Origin of the sequence: Streptomyces sp. NPDC006624, assembly GCF_040611555.1 — a bacterium.
Classification (GTDB): domain Bacteria; phylum Actinomycetota; class Actinomycetes; order Streptomycetales; family Streptomycetaceae; genus Streptomyces.
The window spans coordinates 456,126-471,529 of the sequence record NZ_JBEXOM010000001.1; the positions used below are offsets into that span (position 1 = coordinate 456,126).

The 15,404-nt window shown below is 72.9% G+C and carries 20 protein-coding genes; 19 read left to right on the top strand and 1 reads right to left on the bottom strand.

The window, feature by feature from the left end; genetic code table 11:
* Nucleotides 1-136 precede the first annotated feature (136 nt).
* From hisD to ABZY20_RS02100, 10 genes are all read left to right on the top strand, one after another.
* Nucleotides 137-1,462, top strand: coding sequence for a histidinol dehydrogenase (gene hisD, locus ABZY20_RS02055; protein WP_356435201.1), 1,326 nt, complete (start codon nt 137-139; stop codon nt 1,460-1,462).
* Entirely contained in the window at nt 1,459-2,565 is a 1,107-nt protein-coding gene (locus ABZY20_RS02060; RefSeq protein WP_356435204.1) for a histidinol-phosphate transaminase, read from the top strand. Before hisD ends, ABZY20_RS02060 begins: the two co-directional genes overlap by 4 nt.
* Nucleotides 2,562-3,155 carry an imidazoleglycerol-phosphate dehydratase HisB gene (gene hisB, locus ABZY20_RS02065; RefSeq protein ID WP_030248649.1) on the top strand — a complete coding sequence of 198 codons (594 nt, stop codon included), beginning with the start codon at nt 2,562-2,564 and terminating at the stop codon, nt 3,153-3,155. Before ABZY20_RS02060 ends, hisB begins: the two co-directional genes overlap by 4 nt.
* Nucleotides 3,152-3,316, top strand: coding sequence for a hypothetical protein (locus ABZY20_RS02070; protein ID WP_356435206.1), 165 nt, complete (start codon nt 3,152-3,154; stop codon nt 3,314-3,316). The genes hisB and ABZY20_RS02070 overlap by 4 nt, the downstream gene beginning before the upstream one ends.
* Nucleotides 3,307-3,957 (top strand): imidazole glycerol phosphate synthase subunit HisH, encoded by a 651-nt coding sequence (gene hisH, locus ABZY20_RS02075; RefSeq protein WP_356435208.1) that lies wholly within the window; start codon nt 3,307-3,309, stop codon nt 3,955-3,957. Before ABZY20_RS02070 ends, hisH begins: the two co-directional genes overlap by 10 nt.
* Nucleotides 3,954-4,679, top strand: a complete 726-nt coding sequence (gene priA / locus ABZY20_RS02080; RefSeq protein ID WP_356435210.1) for a bifunctional 1-(5-phosphoribosyl)-5-((5-phosphoribosylamino)methylideneamino)imidazole-4-carboxamide isomerase/phosphoribosylanthranilate isomerase PriA — start codon at nt 3,954-3,956, stop codon at nt 4,677-4,679. The genes hisH and priA overlap by 4 nt, the downstream gene beginning before the upstream one ends.
* Nucleotides 4,676-5,080, top strand: a complete 405-nt coding sequence (locus tag ABZY20_RS02085) for a RidA family protein (protein ID WP_356435213.1) — start codon at nt 4,676-4,678, stop codon at nt 5,078-5,080. Before priA ends, ABZY20_RS02085 begins: the two co-directional genes overlap by 4 nt.
* Nucleotides 5,077-5,832: an imidazole glycerol phosphate synthase subunit HisF gene (hisF, locus tag ABZY20_RS02090; protein ID WP_356435215.1), complete on the top strand. Its 756-nt coding sequence runs from the start codon at nt 5,077-5,079 to the stop codon at nt 5,830-5,832. Before ABZY20_RS02085 ends, hisF begins: the two co-directional genes overlap by 4 nt.
* A gap of 120 nt (nt 5,833-5,952) precedes the next feature.
* Nucleotides 5,953-6,579 carry a helix-turn-helix domain-containing protein gene (locus ABZY20_RS02095; protein WP_356435218.1) on the top strand — a complete coding sequence of 209 codons (627 nt, stop codon included), beginning with the start codon at nt 5,953-5,955 and terminating at the stop codon, nt 6,577-6,579.
* Nucleotides 6,557-7,786 carry an MFS transporter gene (locus ABZY20_RS02100; protein ID WP_356435221.1) on the top strand — a complete coding sequence of 410 codons (1,230 nt, stop codon included), beginning with the start codon at nt 6,557-6,559 and terminating at the stop codon, nt 7,784-7,786. Before ABZY20_RS02095 ends, ABZY20_RS02100 begins: the two co-directional genes overlap by 23 nt.
* A gap of 28 nt (nt 7,787-7,814) precedes the next feature.
* On the opposite strand, the gene ABZY20_RS02105 is transcribed toward ABZY20_RS02100, so the two are convergent.
* Complete coding sequence (locus tag ABZY20_RS02105; protein ID WP_356435223.1) at nt 7,815-8,450, bottom strand: TIGR03085 family metal-binding protein; 636 nt, start codon at nt 8,448-8,450, stop codon at nt 7,815-7,817.
* 122 nt (nt 8,451-8,572) lie between these two features.
* On the opposite strand from ABZY20_RS02105, the gene hisI reads away from it, so the two are divergent.
* From hisI to trpA, 9 genes are all read left to right on the top strand, one after another.
* The gene (hisI, locus tag ABZY20_RS02110; protein WP_356435225.1) at nt 8,573-8,968 is read left to right on the top strand and encodes a phosphoribosyl-AMP cyclohydrolase; all 396 of its coding nucleotides are present in this window, start codon (nt 8,573-8,575) and stop codon (nt 8,966-8,968) included.
* Between the two features lie 11 nt (nt 8,969-8,979).
* A complete protein-coding gene (locus tag ABZY20_RS02115; RefSeq protein ID WP_356435226.1) occupies nt 8,980-10,461 on the top strand; it encodes an anthranilate synthase component I in 1,482 nt (493 codons plus the stop codon).
* Nucleotides 10,462-10,502: 41 nt separating this feature from the next.
* Entirely contained in the window at nt 10,503-11,144 is a 642-nt protein-coding gene (locus ABZY20_RS02120; protein WP_356435229.1) for a TIGR02234 family membrane protein, read from the top strand.
* A gap of 111 nt (nt 11,145-11,255) precedes the next feature.
* Nucleotides 11,256-11,507: an HGxxPAAW family protein gene (locus ABZY20_RS02125; protein ID WP_356435231.1), complete on the top strand. Its 252-nt coding sequence runs from the start codon at nt 11,256-11,258 to the stop codon at nt 11,505-11,507.
* 79 nt (nt 11,508-11,586) lie between these two features.
* The gene (locus tag ABZY20_RS02130) at nt 11,587-12,021 is read left to right on the top strand and encodes a DUF2752 domain-containing protein (RefSeq protein WP_356435234.1); all 435 of its coding nucleotides are present in this window, start codon (nt 11,587-11,589) and stop codon (nt 12,019-12,021) included.
* Nucleotides 12,022-12,160: 139 nt separating this feature from the next.
* Nucleotides 12,161-12,970, top strand: coding sequence for an indole-3-glycerol phosphate synthase TrpC (gene trpC, locus ABZY20_RS02135; protein WP_356435237.1), 810 nt, complete (start codon nt 12,161-12,163; stop codon nt 12,968-12,970).
* Nucleotides 12,971-12,991: 21 nt separating this feature from the next.
* Nucleotides 12,992-13,207 carry a tryptophan synthase subunit(beta) gene (locus tag ABZY20_RS02140; protein WP_356435239.1) on the top strand — a complete coding sequence of 72 codons (216 nt, stop codon included), beginning with the start codon at nt 12,992-12,994 and terminating at the stop codon, nt 13,205-13,207.
* Between the two features lie 57 nt (nt 13,208-13,264).
* Nucleotides 13,265-14,548, top strand: a complete 1,284-nt coding sequence (gene trpB / locus ABZY20_RS02145; RefSeq protein ID WP_356435242.1) for a tryptophan synthase subunit beta — start codon at nt 13,265-13,267, stop codon at nt 14,546-14,548.
* Nucleotides 14,545-15,363 carry a tryptophan synthase subunit alpha gene (gene trpA / locus ABZY20_RS02150; protein WP_356435245.1) on the top strand — a complete coding sequence of 273 codons (819 nt, stop codon included), beginning with the start codon at nt 14,545-14,547 and terminating at the stop codon, nt 15,361-15,363. The genes trpB and trpA overlap by 4 nt, the downstream gene beginning before the upstream one ends.
* Nucleotides 15,364-15,404: the final 41 nt, after the last annotated feature.

Genomic DNA, 15,404 nt, shown 5'->3' on the forward strand with positions numbered 1-15,404 from the left:
GTGACGATCTGAAAGCAGAAAGTGACGGCGATCTGCCGGGGTTCCGCTGCGCCGTACGGCGCGGACCCGCGACACTCTGTATCAGCCATTGATACGCGCGCACGACGCGTCACGCGGGTCTGAGAGAATTGAGCACGTGATCTCCCGAATCGATCTGCGCGGCGACGCCCTTCCCGAGGGCCCCGCCCTGCGTGACCTGCTGCCCCGAGCCGACTTCGACGTGTCGGTCGCCCTGGAGAAGGTGCGTCCGATCTGCGAGGACGTGCATCATCGCGGCGACGCGGCGCTGATCGACGCCGCCGAGCGGTTCGACGGGGTGCGGCTGGACCAGGTGCGGGTGCCGGCCGCCGCGCTCACCCGCGCGCTGCGGGAGCTCGACCCGGCCGTGCGCGCCGCCCTGGAGGAGTCCATCCGGCGCGCCCGGATCGTCCACCGCGAGCAGCGCCGCGGCACCCACACCACCCAGGTCGTGCCCGGCGGCACCGTGACCGAGAAGTGGGTTCCGGTCCAGCGCGTCGGGCTGTACGCGCCCGGCGGCCGGTCGGTCTACCCGTCCTCCGTGATCATGAACGTGGTGCCCGCGCAGGAGGCCGGCGTCGAGTCCATCGCGCTCGCCTCGCCCGCCCAGGCCGAGTCCGGCGGACTGCCGCACCCCACGATCCTCGCCGCCTGCGCCCTGCTCGGCGTCGACGAGGTGTACGCGGCCGGCGGCGCCACGGCCGTCGCGATGTTCGCCTACGGCACCGAGTCCTGCGCGCCCGCCGACATGGTCACCGGCCCCGGCAACATCTGGGTCGCCGCCGCCAAGCGCTACTTCACCGGCCGCATCGGCATCGACGCCGAGGCCGGCCCGACCGAGATCGCGGTCCTGGCCGACGACACGGCCGACCCGGCGCACGTCGCCTCCGACCTGATCAGCCAGGCCGAGCACGACCCGCTGGCCGCCGCCGTCCTGGTCACCGACTCCGCGGACCTCGCGGACGCGGTGGAGAAGGAGCTGCAGCCGCAGGTCGCGGCCAGCAAGCACGTCGACGACCGGATCGTCCCGGCCCTGTCCGGCAAGCAGTCCGCGATCGTCCTGGTCGACGGCATCGACGAGGGCCTCAAGGTGGTCGACGCCTACGGCGCGGAGCACCTGGAGATCCAGACGGCCGACGCCGTCGCCGTGGCCGACCGCGTGAAGAACGCGGGCGCGATCTTCATCGGCCCCTGGGCCCCGGTCTCCCTCGGCGACTACGCGGCCGGCTCCAACCACGTCCTGCCCACCGGCGGCTGCGCCTGCCACTCCTCCGGCCTGTCCGTCCAGTCCTTCCTGCGCGGCATCCACATCGTCGACTACACCAAGGACGCGCTGGCCGAGGTCGCGCACCACGTGGTCACGCTGGCCGAGGCGGAGGACCTGCCCGCGCACGGCGCGGCGATCAAGGCACGGTTCGACTGGAAGGTTCCCCAGGGCAAGTGACAGGCATCGACGATCTTCCCGTACGGGACGAGCTGCGCGGCAAGTCCCCCTACGGCGCACCCCAGCTGGACGTCCCCGTACGGCTGAACACCAACGAGAACCCCTACCCGCTGCCCGAGCCCCTGGTCGAGCGCATCGCCGAGCGCGTCCGCGAGGCGGCCCGCACCCTCAACCGCTACCCCGACCGGGACGCGGTCGAGCTGCGCACCAAGCTCGCCGAGTACCTGACGACCACGTCCGGGTACGAGGTCGGACCGGCCAACGTCTGGGCCGCCAACGGCTCCAACGAGGTCATCCAGCAGCTGCTGCAGACCTTCGGCGGGCCGGGCCGCACGGCCATCGGCTTCGAGCCGTCGTACTCGATGCACGCGCTGATCGCGCGGGGCACCGGCACGGGCTGGATCTCCGGGCCGCGGGGCGAGGACTTCGGAATCGACCTGGCGGCGGCCGAGCGGGCCGTCGCCGAGCACCGGCCGGACGTCGTCTTCGTCACCACCCCCAACAACCCCACGGGCAACGCGGTGCCGCCCCGCACGGTCCTCGCGCTGTACGAGGCCGCGCAGGCGGCCAAGCCGTCGATGGTGATCGTCGACGAGGCGTACATCGAGTTCAGCCACGGCGACTCGCTGCTGCCGCTGCTCCAGGGGCGCCCCAACCTCGTCATCTCCCGGACGATGTCGAAGGCGTTCGGCGCGGCGGGCCTGCGCCTCGGCTACCTCGCCGCGGACCCGGCCGTCGTCGACGCCGTCCAGCTCGTCCGGCTGCCGTACCACCTGTCCGCCGTCACCCAGGCGACCGCCCTGGCCGCCCTGGAGCACACCGGCACGCTGCTCGGCTACGTCGAGCAGCTCAAGGCCGAGCGGGACCGCCTGGTCACCGAGCTGCGCGCGATCGGCTTCGACGTCGTCGACTCCGACGCCAACTTCGTGCAGTTCGGCCGGTTCGAGGACGCGCACACCGCCTGGCAGAAGATCCTCGACCAGGGCGTCCTGGTCCGGGACAACGGCATCCCCGGCTGGCTGCGGGTGTCCGCCGGCACCCCCGAAGAGAACGACGCGTTCCTCGACGCGGTCCGTGCATGGAAGAAGGAGCAGAGTTCATGAGCCGCACCGGACGCGTGGAGCGGACGACCAAGGAGACCACGGTCCTCGTCGAGATAGACCTCGACGGCACCGGCAAGACGGAGATCTCCACCGGCGTTGGCTTCTACGACCACATGCTCGACCAGCTCGGCCGGCACGGTCTGTTCGACCTGACCGTGAAGACCGAGGGCGATCTGCACATCGACTCCCACCACACCATCGAGGACACCGCCCTCGCCCTGGGCGCCGCCTTCAAGCAGGCCCTCGGCGACAAGGTGGGCATCTACCGCTTCGGCAACTGCACGGTCCCGCTGGACGAGTCGCTCGCCCAGGTCACCGTCGACCTCTCGGGCCGCCCCTACCTCGTGCACACCGAGCCCGAGAAGATGGCGCCGATGATCGGCGAGTACGACACCACCATGACCCGGCACATCCTGGAGTCCTTCGTGGCCCAGGCGCAGATCGCGCTGCACGTGCACGTGCCCTACGGGCGCAACGCGCACCACATCGTGGAGTGCCAGTTCAAGGCGCTGGCCCGGGCCCTGCGCTACGCCTCCGAGCGCGACCCGCGCGCGGCCGGCATCCTCCCGTCCACGAAGGGCGCGCTGTGAACGGCATCTCGACCCTGCTGATCGTCGTCGGCCTGTTCCTCGTCGGCGGCATCTACTCCTTCGCGAAGCAGAAGATGCCCAAGGGCCTGATCGTGCTGCTGTCGATCGGCGCCGCGATGTGCCTGACGGCCGGTGTCGTGCGGCTGGAGGTGTGGAATTGAGCGCCCCCCGCAAGAGCGTCGTCGTCTTCGACTACGGCTTCGGCAACGTCCGGTCCGCCGAGCGCGCCCTCGCCCGCGCCGGCGCGGACGTCGAGATCACCCGTGACTACGACAAGGCCATGAACGCCGACGGGCTGCTCGTGCCGGGCGTCGGCGCCTTCGCCTCGTGCATGACCGGCCTGCGCGAGGCGCGCGGCGACTGGATCGTGGACCGCCGGCTCTCCGGCGGCCGCCCGGTCATGGGCATCTGCGTCGGCATGCAGATCCTCTTCGCGCGCGGCATCGAGCACGGTGTGGAGTCCGAGGGCCTCGACGAGTGGCCCGGCTCGGTCGAGCCGCTCCAGGCCGAGGTCGTGCCCCACATGGGCTGGAACACGGTGGAGGCGGCGCCCGGTTCGCGGCTCTTCGCCGGCCTGGACGCGGACGCGCGCTTCTACTTCGTGCACTCCTACGCCGTCCACGACTGGTCCCTGGAGACGCACAACCCGGCGATGGAGGCCCCCAAGGTCTCCTGGTCCACGCACGGCAAGCCGTTCGTCGCGGCCGTCGAGAACGGCGCCCTGTGGGCCACGCAGTTCCACCCCGAGAAGTCCGGCGACGCCGGAGCCCAGCTCCTCACCAACTGGATCGGAACACTGTGAGCAAGCTCGAACTCCTCCCCGCCGTGGACGTGCGCGACGGCCAGGCGGTCCGCCTGGTGCACGGCGAGTCCGGCACCGAGACCTCCTACGGCTCCCCGCTGGAGGCCGCCCTGGCCTGGCAGCGCTCCGGCGCCGAGTGGCTGCACCTGGTCGACCTGGACGCCGCGTTCGGCACCGGGGACAACCGCGAGCTGATCGCCGAGGTCGCCAAGGCGATGGACATCAAGGTGGAGCTGTCCGGCGGCATCCGCGACGACGACACCCTCGCCGCCGCCCTCGCCACCGGCTGCACCCGCGTCAACCTGGGCACGGCCGCGCTGGAGACCCCCGAGTGGGTCGCCAAGGTCATCGCCGAGCACGGCGACAAGATCGCGGTCGGCCTTGACGTCCGCGGCACCACCCTGCGCGGCCGCGGCTGGACCCGCGACGGCGGCGACCTCTACGAGACGCTGGAGCGCCTCAACCAGGAGGGCTGCGCCCGCTACGTCGTCACCGACATCGCCAAGGACGGCACCCTCCAGGGCCCCAACCTGGAGCTGCTGAAGAACGTCTGCGCGGCCACCGACCGCCCGGTCGTGGCCTCCGGCGGCGTCTCCTCGCTGGACGACCTGCGGGCCATCGCCGGCCTCGTACCGCTCGGTGTCGAGGGCGCGATCGTAGGGAAGGCGCTGTACGCGAAGGCGTTCACCCTGGAAGAGGCCCTGGAGGCAGTGTCGTCATGACGTCCGAAGCCGTGCGGCGGGTGCAGAGCGGAAACCCCTGGGAAGAGTCCTTCGGTTTTGCACGCGCCGTGGCGGCGGGCGACACCGTGCTGGTGGCGGGCACCACGTCCTTCAAGGGCAGCGTGCTGTACGGGGAGGGCGACCCGTACGAGCAGGCGAAGGTGGCCTTCACCAGCGCGGTCGAGGCGATCGCGGAGTTCGGGCTCGGCGTCGGGTCGGTGACCCGTACGCGGATGTACCTGGCGCACGCGCGTGACCTCGACGAGGTGGGCCGCGCCCACAAGGAGCTGTTCGACACCGTGCGCCCGGCCGCGACCTTCCTGGTCGTGGACGGCTTCGTCGACCCGCGCGTACTGGTGTCCGTGGAGATGGAAGCATTCAGAGGAGCCGTGGATTCATGACCCTGGCGGTCCGAGTCATCCCCTGCCTGGACGTGGACAACGGCCGGGTCGTCAAGGGCGTCAACTTCCAGAACCTGCGCGACGCGGGCGACCCGGTCGAGATGGCCAAGGTGTACGACGCCGAGGGCGCCGACGAGCTGACGTTCCTGGACATCACCGCCTCGTCGGGCAACCGCGAGACGACGTACGACGTGGTGCGCCGCACGGCCGAGCAGGTGTTCATCCCGCTCACGGTCGGCGGCGGCGTCCGCGCCGCCGAGGACGTGGACAAGCTGCTGCGGGCCGGTGCGGACAAGGTCGGCGTCAACACGGCCGCGATCGCCCGCCCCGAGCTGATCCGCGAGATCGCCGAGCGCTTCGGCCGCCAGGTCCTGGTCCTGTCGGTCGACGCCCGCCGCACCGAGTCGGGCTCCTTCGAGGTGACCACCCACGGCGGCCGCCGCGGCACCGGCATCGACGCCGTCGAATGGGCCCACCGGGCGGCCGAACTGGGCGCGGGCGAGATCCTGCTCAACTCCATGGACGCGGACGGCACCAAGGACGGCTACGACCTGGAGATGATCCGGGCCGTCCGCAAGCACGTCACGGTCCCGGTCATCGCCTCGGGCGGCGCCGGCCGGCTGTCGGACTTCCCCCCGGCCGTCGAAGCGGGCGCGGACGCGGTCCTGGCCGCGTCGGTCTTCCACTTCGGCGACCTGCGCATCGGCGAGGTCAAGCAGACCCTACGAGAGGCGGGCCACCCGGTGCGGTGACGCCCTGCCCTCCGGGCCCCGGTCGCGTGGTGGCGGCCGGGGCTGTCTTTCCACGAGATGCGAAAGAGAAGTTGCGCAAAATAAATTGCGCAAGATTTCCTTCCTTTCTAGGGTCGGGGCATGGCAGGCAACGCAGGAGGCCAAGGCTCGTCCGGAGACCAGCCCAAGGAGAGGGACCGGCGCATCACGGACGTGGGCACGCTCAAGGCGCTGGCCCATCCGCTCCGGGCGCGGCTCATGCGCGCTCTGACACTCGCCCGCGCCGCCACCGCCTCCCAGCTGGCCGAACAGGTCGACGAGGCCGTCTCGCTGGTCAGCTACCACCTGCGCAAGCTCGCCGAGCACGGCCTGATCGAAGAGGCGGAGCCGCGGAGTGCGGACGGGCGGGAGCGGTGGTGGCAACCGGCCTCGGACGGCCTGAGCATCCACGACGAGGACTTCCGTGACGCTCCCGAGAAGGCCGCCGCCCACGCCGCGGCCAGCCGTCTCTTCTTCGACCAGCGGTCCGGCATGTACCGGCGCTACCTCGACGAGCGGGCGCACTGGAGCCCGGAGTGGACCACCGCTGCCGAGTCCTCCGAGTCGGTCCTGCGGCTCACCGCCGCCGAACTCGCCGAACTCACCGCGGAGTTGCGGGCCCTGGCCCGGAGGTACCAGGAACTGGGACGCGCGGCCGACGCGGCCGGGGACACCGAGGGGCGCGAGAACGTCGCGCTGCACACGGATGCCTTCCCCTTCCGCACCTGAGGCCGCCGCGCACCGCGACCCCAACGTGCTGCGCTGGCTGGGGGCCTACACCGCGTCCGCGGTCGGGGACACCGTCTACTTCGTCGCGCTGTCCTGGACGGCCGTCCAGGCGGGGACCCCGGCCCAGGCCGGGGTGGTGACGGCGGTCGCCGCCGTGCCGCGCGCCCTGCTGATGCTGGGCGGGGGAGTACTCACCGACCGGTACGGGCCGCGCCCGGTGGTGCTCGGCAGCAGCGCCCTGCGCTGCCTGATCGTCGTCGTGGCGGCCGGAATGCTGCTCGTGACCAGCCCGGGGCTGTGGGCACTGGGCGCGGTGGCGCTGCTGTTCGGGACCGTCGACGCGGTCTTCCTGCCCGCCGCGGGCGCGCTGCCCGCGCGGATCACCGCACCGGCGCAGCTGGCCCGCGTCCACGGCATGCGGGGACTGGCCACCCGCCTCGCCACGGTCCTCGGCGGGCCGCTCGGCGGCCTCGGCATCGCCCTCGGCGGCACGGCCGGAGCGTTCGGCCTCGCGGCGCTGCTGATCGGCGGGTCGGTGCCCGTGCTGTGGGCCGTGCGGGTCGCCGAAGCCCCCGCCGGGACGCCGCGGCCGCCCGATGCCGTGCTGTCCGGCCTGCGTGACGGCCTGCGCCACATCGCCCGGCACCGCGTCCTGCGGCCGCTGGTGCTCGCCACGGCCCTGGGCGATCTGGGGTTCGTCGGACCGATGAACCTCGGACTGACCCTGCTGGCCCGGGAGCAGGGATGGGGAGCGGCCGGCATGGGCTGGGTGCTCGCCGGATTCGGAGCCGGGGCCGGCGCCGCGTCGCTGCTGCTCGCCCTGCGCGGCCGCGTCCCCAGGGCCGGCCTCGTCATCGCGGCGGGCGAACTCGTCGGCTGCCTGGCGATCGCCGGGCTCGCCCACGCGCCGTCCGTGGTCCTGGCGACCGCGGTGGCCCTGGTCATCGGCCTGGCGGCCGGACTCGGCGGCGCCCTGCGCGGAGCCCTGCTCCAGGTCACGGCGGACCCGGCCTATGTCGGCCGGGTCACCTCCGTCGCCGCCCTGGCCGGCTTCGGGCTCGCGCCGCTCACCTTTCCGCTGGTCGGTGCGGCCGTCGAGCGCTGGTCGGCCGGGCCGGTCTTCGCGGTGTGCGCGGCGCTGTGCGGTCTGGGCGTGCTCGTCACGCTCGGCTCGGGGCCGCTCCGCCGTGCCGAACTGCCGCGCTGACCGGCCCGCCGACCGGGCGGCGCGCTCCTCAGATCCCGAGCTGTTTGGACTCGTGCAGCTTCGCGATCGCGTTCTCGTCGCCGTCCAGCTCGACCTTGGACGCGCTCTGGCGGCCGTAGGTGAACAGCACCAGCTCGGACGGTTCGCCCGTCACGGTGACCACGGGGGCGCCCCGGTGGGCGACGACCGTCTGGCCGTCGGGGCGGCGCAGGACCAGGCCCGTGGGGACGCCGCGGCCCATGAGGCGGGCGGTGCGTTCCAGGCGGGACCACAGGGCGTCCTGGAAGACCGGGTCCAGTTCGCGCGGGGACCAGTCCGGCTGGGCGCGGCGGACGTCCTCCGTGTGGACGTAGAACTCGATGATGTTCGACGCCTCGTCGACCGGCTTGAGGGAGAAGGGGGAGAAGCGCGGCGGGCCGGTACGGATCAGCTGGATCAGCTCCTCGTACGGCTTGTCCGTGTACTCGGCCATCACCCGGTCCAGGCGCGGCGCGAGCTGCTTGATCAGTATCCCGCCGGCGGCGTCGGGGCGGCGCTCGCGGACCACCACGTGCGCGGCCAGGTCCCGGGTGGTCCAGCCCTCGCACAGGGTGGGCGCGTCCGGGCCCGCGGTCTCCAACAGGTCGGCGAGGAGAAGTCGTTCACGCTTGGCATGGGTCGACATGCCGCCAGCCTACGACCGCCCTCCCGGTCCGCCCAGCGGACGTGCCGTTCCGGGCCGCCGGACCGGTCCGCCCAGTGGACGCCGTGCCGGATCCGCCCGTGGCGCGCGGCACAATGGTCGTCATGACCAGCACGTCCCCCCGGCCCAGCCGTCTCGCCCCGGAGATCGCCGCCCGCCTCAAGCGCAGCGCCGACGGACTCCTGCCCGCCATCGCCCAGCAGTACGACACCAAAGAGGTGCTCATGCTCGGCTGGATGGACGACCAGGCGCTGCACCGCACCCTGACCACCGGCCGGTGCACCTACTGGTCCCGCAGCCGCCAGGAGTACTGGGTCAAGGGCGACACCTCCGGCCACGTCCAGCGGGTGAAGTCCGTCGCGCTGGACTGCGACGCCGACACGATCCTGGTGACGGTCGACCAGGTCGGCGCCGCCTGCCACACCGGCGCCCGCACCTGCTTCGACGAGGACGTCCTCCTCGCGCACGGCGGCTCCGGCACCCCCGCCACGGATCAGTAAGGTCAGCCGCCATGGACCTCGAGACGTTCCGCAAGCTCGCCACCGACCGACGGGTCATCCCGGTCACCCGCAAGCTCCTCGCCGACGGCGACACCCCGGTCGCGCTCTACCGCAAACTCGCCGCCGAACGCCCCGGCACCTTCCTGCTGGAGTCCGCGGAGAACGGCCGCTCCTGGTCCCGCTACTCCTTCGTCGGGGTGCGCAGCGCCGCCACCCTGACCGAGCGCGACGGCCAGGCCCACTGGCTCGGCGCCCCGCCCGTCGGCGTCCCCGCCGACGGCGACCCGCTCGCCGCGCTGCGCGCCACCATCGAGGCCCTGCACACGCCCCACCAGGAGGGCCTGCCGCCCTTCACCGGCGGCATGGTCGGCTACCTCGGCTACGACATCGTCCGCCGCCTGGAGAAGATCGGCCCCGGCGAGCGCGACGACCTGCAGCTGCCCGAGCTGACCATGCTCCTCACCAGCGACCTCGCCGTCATGGACCACTGGGAGGGCTCGGTCCTGCTGATCGCCAACGCGATCAACCACAACGACCTGGAGACGGGCGTCGACGAGGCCTACGCCGACGCCGTCGCCCGCCTCGACGCCATGCAGGCGGACCTGACCCGGCCCGTCGCCCAGCCCCCGGCCGTGCTCCCGCCCTCCGAGCTGCCCGCGTACACCGCGCTGTGGGGCGGCCCCGACTTCCAGGAGGCCGTCGAGGACATCAAGGAGCGCATCCGCGCAGGCGAGGCCTTCCAGGTCGTCCCCTCCCAGCGCTTCGAGACGCCCTGCACGGCGAGCGCGCTGGACGTCTACCGGGTCCTCAGGGCGACCAACCCGTCGCCGTACATGTACCTGTTCCGCTTCGACGGCTTCGACGTCGTCGGCTCCTCGCCCGAGGCCCTGGTCAAGGTCGAGGACGGCCGGGCGATGGTCCACCCCATCGCCGGCACCCGCTGGCGCGGCGCCACCCCGCAGGAGGACCAGGCCCTCGCCGACGAGCTGCTCGCCGACCCCAAGGAACGCGCCGAGCACCTCATGCTCGTCGACCTCGGGCGCAACGACCTGGGGCGGGTCTGCGAGCCCGGCTCGGTCGAGGTCGTCGACTTCATGTCCATCGAGCGGTACTCGCACGTGATGCACATCGTCTCCACGGTGACGGGCCGCGTCGCCGCCGGGCGCACCGCCTTCGACGTGCTGACCGCCTGCTTCCCGGCCGGCACCCTCTCCGGCGCGCCGAAGCCCCGCGCCATGCAGATCATCGACGAACTCGAGCCCTCCAGGCGCGGCCTGTACGGCGGCTGCGTCGGCTACCTCGACTTCGCCGGCGACTCCGACACCGCCATCGCCATCCGCACCGCCCTGCTGCGCGACGGCACCGCGTACGTGCAGGCCGGGGCGGGCGTCGTCGCCGACTCCGACCCGGTCGCCGAGGACACCGAGTGCCGCAACAAGGCGGCGGCGGTCCTGCGGGCCGTGCACACGGCGAACCGGCTGGGAAAGGCCTGAGATGAACCCCGGGTGACGGTTCGCCCGGGGTTCAGGCGATAGTGGGGTACGTGACTGCTGTACCTCACCCCCGTTCCGAAGCCGCCCGCCCCGCCCGGGCCGGCCGTCTGAGCCTCGCCGTCGCGCTGCTGTGCGGCGCGCTCGGTGCGGCCGTGACCCTGCTCGCCACCCGGCAGCAGTGGTCGCAGGGCACCGCGACGGTGGCCGGCGGCTCCTTCCCCCTGACCGCCAAGGGCAGCGACGTCACCGGCGTACCCGCGGCCCTGGCCATAGTGGGCCTCGCCGCGCTCGTCGCCGTCTTCGCCGTCCGCCGCGCCGGCCGCTTCGTCGTGGCCGGGCTGCTGGCGCTGTCCGGCGCGGGCACCGTCGTCGCCGCCCTGCTCGGCGCCTCCGACAGCTCCGCGCTCGACGAGCAGGCCGCCCGGGCCTCCGGCGACACCTCGGCCTCCGTCGGCGCCCTCAGCCACACCGCCTGGCCGTACGCCGCGGTCGCCGGCGGTGTCCTGATCCTCCTGGCCGGGCTGCTCGCGCTGCGCTACGGCCGGCTGTGGCCCGGCATGTCCGGCCGCTACGAGCGCGGCGGCGCGCCCCGCCCGCGCCGCACGGCCCGCGCCGCCGACCCCGACCGGCCCGAGGACCTGTGGAAGGCGCTCGACCGGGGCGAGGACCCGACCGGGGCCTGAGCCGCGCGGGGGCGGGCCGGAAGGCACCCCCGCTCACTTCCCGCCCGCGCGTGCGGGACAATGACCCCGAGCGTCCTGCTCAGACACGCACACAGCAACGAGGAGCAAGCAATGGCGGGCAGCAGCCACGGTCACACCCCGGCCGCCTGGACCGGTGTCATGATCGCCTTCATCGGGTTCTGCGTCGCGGGCGCCTTCATGGTGATGAACCAGCCGGCGGGCTTCTGGGCGGGCATGGTGATCGTGCTGCTCGGCGGTGTCGTCGGCGGTGTCATGCGGATGATGGGCATGGGCCAGCCCAAGGACCTGCACCAGCCGCACCGGATGACCGGCGACCGCGAGCCGGCGGCCGCCGAGCGCTGATCCCCGGAAGACAGCCGCACGAGGGGCGGTCCGCGGCACCGGGGTGCCGGGACCGCCCCTCGGCCGTGTGCGGGGCACAATGACTGCCGTGAACGCCGACAGCCCGAGGGTGACGAGCGGCCTGCCGGGCCGCCTGGCCGTCCCGGCCGGAGTGCTCGCGGCCGCCGTCGCCGCCTTCGCCTACGTGGGCGCGGTGGACCCGAACGAACCCGGCCACTACCCCGCCTGCCCGCTGCTGCGCCTCACCGGCCTGTACTGCCCCGGCTGCGGCGGGCTGCGCAGCGCCCACGCGTTCGTCCACGGCGACGTGGTCACCGCCCTGCAGGCCAACGCGCCGGCCGTCCTCGGCTATCTGGCCTTCGCCGTGCTGTGGACCGTATGGGTGGTCCACGCCGTCCGCGGGCGCCCTCTGCGGATCGACCCGCGGCCGGGGCTGGTGTGGGGCCTGGGCGTGTTGCTGCTGGTCTTCTCGGTTGTCCGGAACCTGCCCTTCGGTGGCTGGCTGCATCCTTGATCAACACGCGGACGTCCAGGTAGTGGGACCGGCGTCGACCGGATGCGGGGCCTGCGCCCCGCTGCGGATACCATCGCAGTGACCATCGGTTTCCGATCGGTCGCTGGAACTGTCAAGAGTCTGGAAGGGGGCCGCTCGCGTGAGTGTGCTCGACGAGATCATCGACGGAGTCCGTGCCGACCTCGCGGAACGGCAGGCGCGCGTCAGCCTCGACGAGCTCAAGGAGCGCGCGGCGAAGGCTCCCGCGGCCAAGGACGGCGCGGCCGCCCTGCGCGGCGACGGCGTGAAGGTCATCTGCGAGGTCAAGCGGTCCAGCCCCTCCAAGGGCGCGCTCGCCGCGATCGCCGACCCGGCCGGCCTCGCCGCGGACTACGAGGCGGGCGGCGCGGCCGTCATCTCCGTCCTGACCGAGCAGCGCCGCTTCGGCGGCTCGCTCGCCGACCTGGAGGCGGTCCGCGCCCGCGTGGACATCCCGGTCCTGCGCAAGGACTTCATCGTCACCTCGTACCAGCTGTGGGAGGCCCGCGCCTACGGCGCCGACGTCGCCCTGCTGATCGTCGCCGCCCTGGACCAGCCGGCCCTGGAGTCCCTCATCGAGCGCGCCGAGTCCATCGGGCTCACGCCGCTGGTCGAGGTGCACGACGAGGACGAGGTGGAGCGCGCGGTCGACGCGGGCGCCCGCGTGATCGGTGTCAACGCCCGCAACCTCAAGACCCTCGAGGTCGACCGCAACACCTTCGAGCGCGTGGCGCCCGAGATCCCCGACCACATCATCAAGATCGCCGAGTCCGGCGTCCGCGGCCCGCACGACCTCATCGCCTACGCCAACGCCGGCGCCGACGCCGTCCTGGTCGGCGAGTCCCTCGTCACCGGCAAGGACCCCAAGACGGCGGTGGCCGACCTGGTGGCGGCGGGCGAGCACCCCGCGCTCCGGCACGGCCGGAGCTGATCACCCGCTAGGCTTGACCCGATGACTGCCACCCTGACGACCGTGGACCGGTACGCCCGCCTCGCGCGCGGCTGCCGCCCCCGCGGCTGCCGTGCCCCGGCGCGCCGCGTACACGGCCGCCGCGTGCGGTACGTCATCGGTGACGAGCCGGGCCAGGTGAACGGCATGCGATGGCAGCGCCCCCTCGGGGGCGCGGGGAGCTGCGCGACCGGCCCCGACGGGCCCGCGGCCCACTGACCCTCCCCGCCCCCACGGCGACCAGTGATCCACACACACTCACCGTGAGGTATCCGCATGCCCAGCCAGTTCTTCATCCCCGACCCCGAGGGCCGAACCCCCGACCCCGAGGGCTACTTCGGCGCGTTCGGCGGCAAGTTCATCCCCGAGGCCCTCGTCGCCGCCGTGGACGAGGTGGCCGTCGAGTACGACAAGGCCAAGCACGACCCCGAGTTCGCCAGGGAGCTCGACGACCTCCTGGTCAACTACACCGGCCGCCCGTCGGCGCTGACCGAGGTGCCCCGCTTCGCCGAACACGCCGGCGGCGCCCGGGTGTTCCTCAAGCGCGAGGACCTCAACCACACCGGCTCGCACAAGATCAACAACGTGCTCGGGCAGGCCCTGCTCACCAAGCGCATGGGCAAGACCCGCGTCATCGCCGAGACCGGCGCCGGCCAGCACGGCGTCGCCACCGCCACCGCCTGCGCCCTCTTCGGCCTCGACTGCACGATCTACATGGGCGAGATCGACACCCGGCGCCAGGCGCTCAACGTGGCCCGCATGCGCATGCTCGGCGCCGAGGTCATCGCCGTGAAGTCCGGCAGCCGCACGCTGAAGGACGCCATCAACGAGGCGTTCCGCGACTGGGTCGCCAACGTCGACCGCACCCACTACCTCTTCGGCACGGTCGCCGGCCCCCACCCCTTCCCGGCCATGGTCCGCGACTTCCACCGCGTCATCGGCGTCGAGGCCCGCCGCCAGCTCCTGGAGCGCGCCGGGCGCCTGCCCGACGCCGCGATCGCCTGCGTCGGCGGCGGCTCCAACGCCATCGGCCTGTTCCACGCCTTCATCCCTGACGCCTCCGTCCGCCTCATCGGCTGCGAGCCCGCCGGGCACGGCGTCGACAGCGGCGAGCACGCCGCGACCCTGACCGCGGGCGAGCCCGGCATCCTGCACGGCTCGCGCTCCTACGTCCTGCAGGACGACGAGGGCCAGATCACCGAGCCGTACTCGATCTCCGCCGGACTGGACTACCCGGGCATCGGCCCGGAGCACTCCTACCTGAAGGACTCCGGCCGCGGTGAATACCGCGCGGTCACCGACGACGCGGCCATGCAGGCCCTGCGCCTGCTGTCCCGCACCGAGGGCATCATCCCGGCCATCGAGAGCGCCCACGCCCTGGCGGGCGCCCTGGAGGTCGGCAAGGAACTGGGCAAGGACGGGCTGATCGTGGTCAACCTGTCCGGCCGCGGCGACAAGGACATGGACACCGCCGCGCGCTACTTCGGGCTGTACGACACCGACGCCGAGGTCGCCGAGGACGCCTCCGGCACCGCCGAGATCGAGGGGGACGCCAAGTGAGCGGCAACATCCAGCTGTTGAGCGACACCCTCGCCACCGCCCGGTCGGAAGGGCGCTCGGCGCTCATCGCCTACCTGCCGGCCGGCTTCCCGACCGTCGACGGCGGCATCGAGGCGGTCAAGGCCGTCATCGACGGCGGCGCCGACGTCGTCGAGGTGGGCCTGCCGCACAGCGACCCCGTCCTCGACGGCCCCGTCATCCAGACCGCCGACGACATCGCCCTGCGCGGCGGCGTGAAGATCGCCGACGTGATGCGCACGGTCCGCGAGGCGCACGCCGCCACCGGCAAGCCGATCCTGGTGATGACGTACTGGAACCCCATCGACCGCTACGGCGTGGAGCGGTTCACCGCGGAGCTGGCCGAGGCGGGCGGCGCGGGCTGCATCCTGCCCGACCTGCCCGTGCAGGAGTCGGCGCTGTGGAGGGAGCACGCGGACAAGCACGGCCTCGCCACCGTCTTCGTCGTCGCCCCCAGCAGCAAGGACGCACGGCTCGCGCAGATCACCGCGGCCGGCAGCGGCTTCGTCTACGCCGCCTCCCTCATGGGCGTCACCGGCACCCGCGCCAGCGTCAGCTCACAGGCCCAGGACCTGGTGGAACGCACCCGGGCCACGGGGACGGACCTGCCGGTCTGCGTCGGGCTCGGCGTCTCGAACCCCGCCCAGGCCGCTGAGGTCGCGGGCTTCGCCGACGGCGTGATCGTCGGCTCGGCGTTCGTCAAGGCCATGCTGGACGCCCCGGACGACGCGGCCGGCGTCGAGGCCGTGCGCGCGCTCGCGGGTGACCTGGCGCGAGGCGTGCGCGGACAGGCGTAGAAAAACGGGAAGTCGTACAGGTCCCTCGTACGGGTGGACCT

Excerpts from the sequence above, each read along its gene's own strand:
- trpB (WP_356435242.1), top strand. The coding sequence starts at position 13,265 with ATGCCCAGCCAGTTCTTCATCCCCGACCCCGAGGGCCGAACCCCCGAC.
- hisB (WP_030248649.1), top strand. The coding sequence starts at position 2,562 with ATGAGCCGCACCGGACGCGTGGAGCGGACGACCAAGGAGACCACGGTC.
- ABZY20_RS02125 (WP_356435231.1), top strand. The coding sequence starts at position 11,256 with ATGGCGGGCAGCAGCCACGGTCACACCCCGGCCGCCTGGACCGGTGTC.
- ABZY20_RS02095 (WP_356435218.1), top strand. The coding sequence starts at position 5,953 with ATGGCAGGCAACGCAGGAGGCCAAGGCTCGTCCGGAGACCAGCCCAAG.
- hisI (WP_356435225.1), top strand. The coding sequence starts at position 8,573 with ATGACCAGCACGTCCCCCCGGCCCAGCCGTCTCGCCCCGGAGATCGCC.
- ABZY20_RS02115 (WP_356435226.1), top strand. The coding sequence starts at position 8,980 with ATGGACCTCGAGACGTTCCGCAAGCTCGCCACCGACCGACGGGTCATC.
- hisF (WP_356435215.1), top strand. The coding sequence starts at position 5,077 with ATGACCCTGGCGGTCCGAGTCATCCCCTGCCTGGACGTGGACAACGGC.
- ABZY20_RS02100 (WP_356435221.1), top strand. The coding sequence starts at position 6,557 with ATGCCTTCCCCTTCCGCACCTGAGGCCGCCGCGCACCGCGACCCCAAC.
- ABZY20_RS02105 (WP_356435223.1), bottom strand. The coding sequence starts at position 8,450 with ATGTCGACCCATGCCAAGCGTGAACGACTTCTCCTCGCCGACCTGTTG.
- ABZY20_RS02140 (WP_356435239.1), top strand. The coding sequence starts at position 12,992 with ATGACTGCCACCCTGACGACCGTGGACCGGTACGCCCGCCTCGCGCGC.
- ABZY20_RS02130 (WP_356435234.1), top strand. The coding sequence starts at position 11,587 with ATGACTGCCGTGAACGCCGACAGCCCGAGGGTGACGAGCGGCCTGCCG.
- ABZY20_RS02085 (WP_356435213.1), top strand. The coding sequence starts at position 4,676 with ATGACGTCCGAAGCCGTGCGGCGGGTGCAGAGCGGAAACCCCTGGGAA.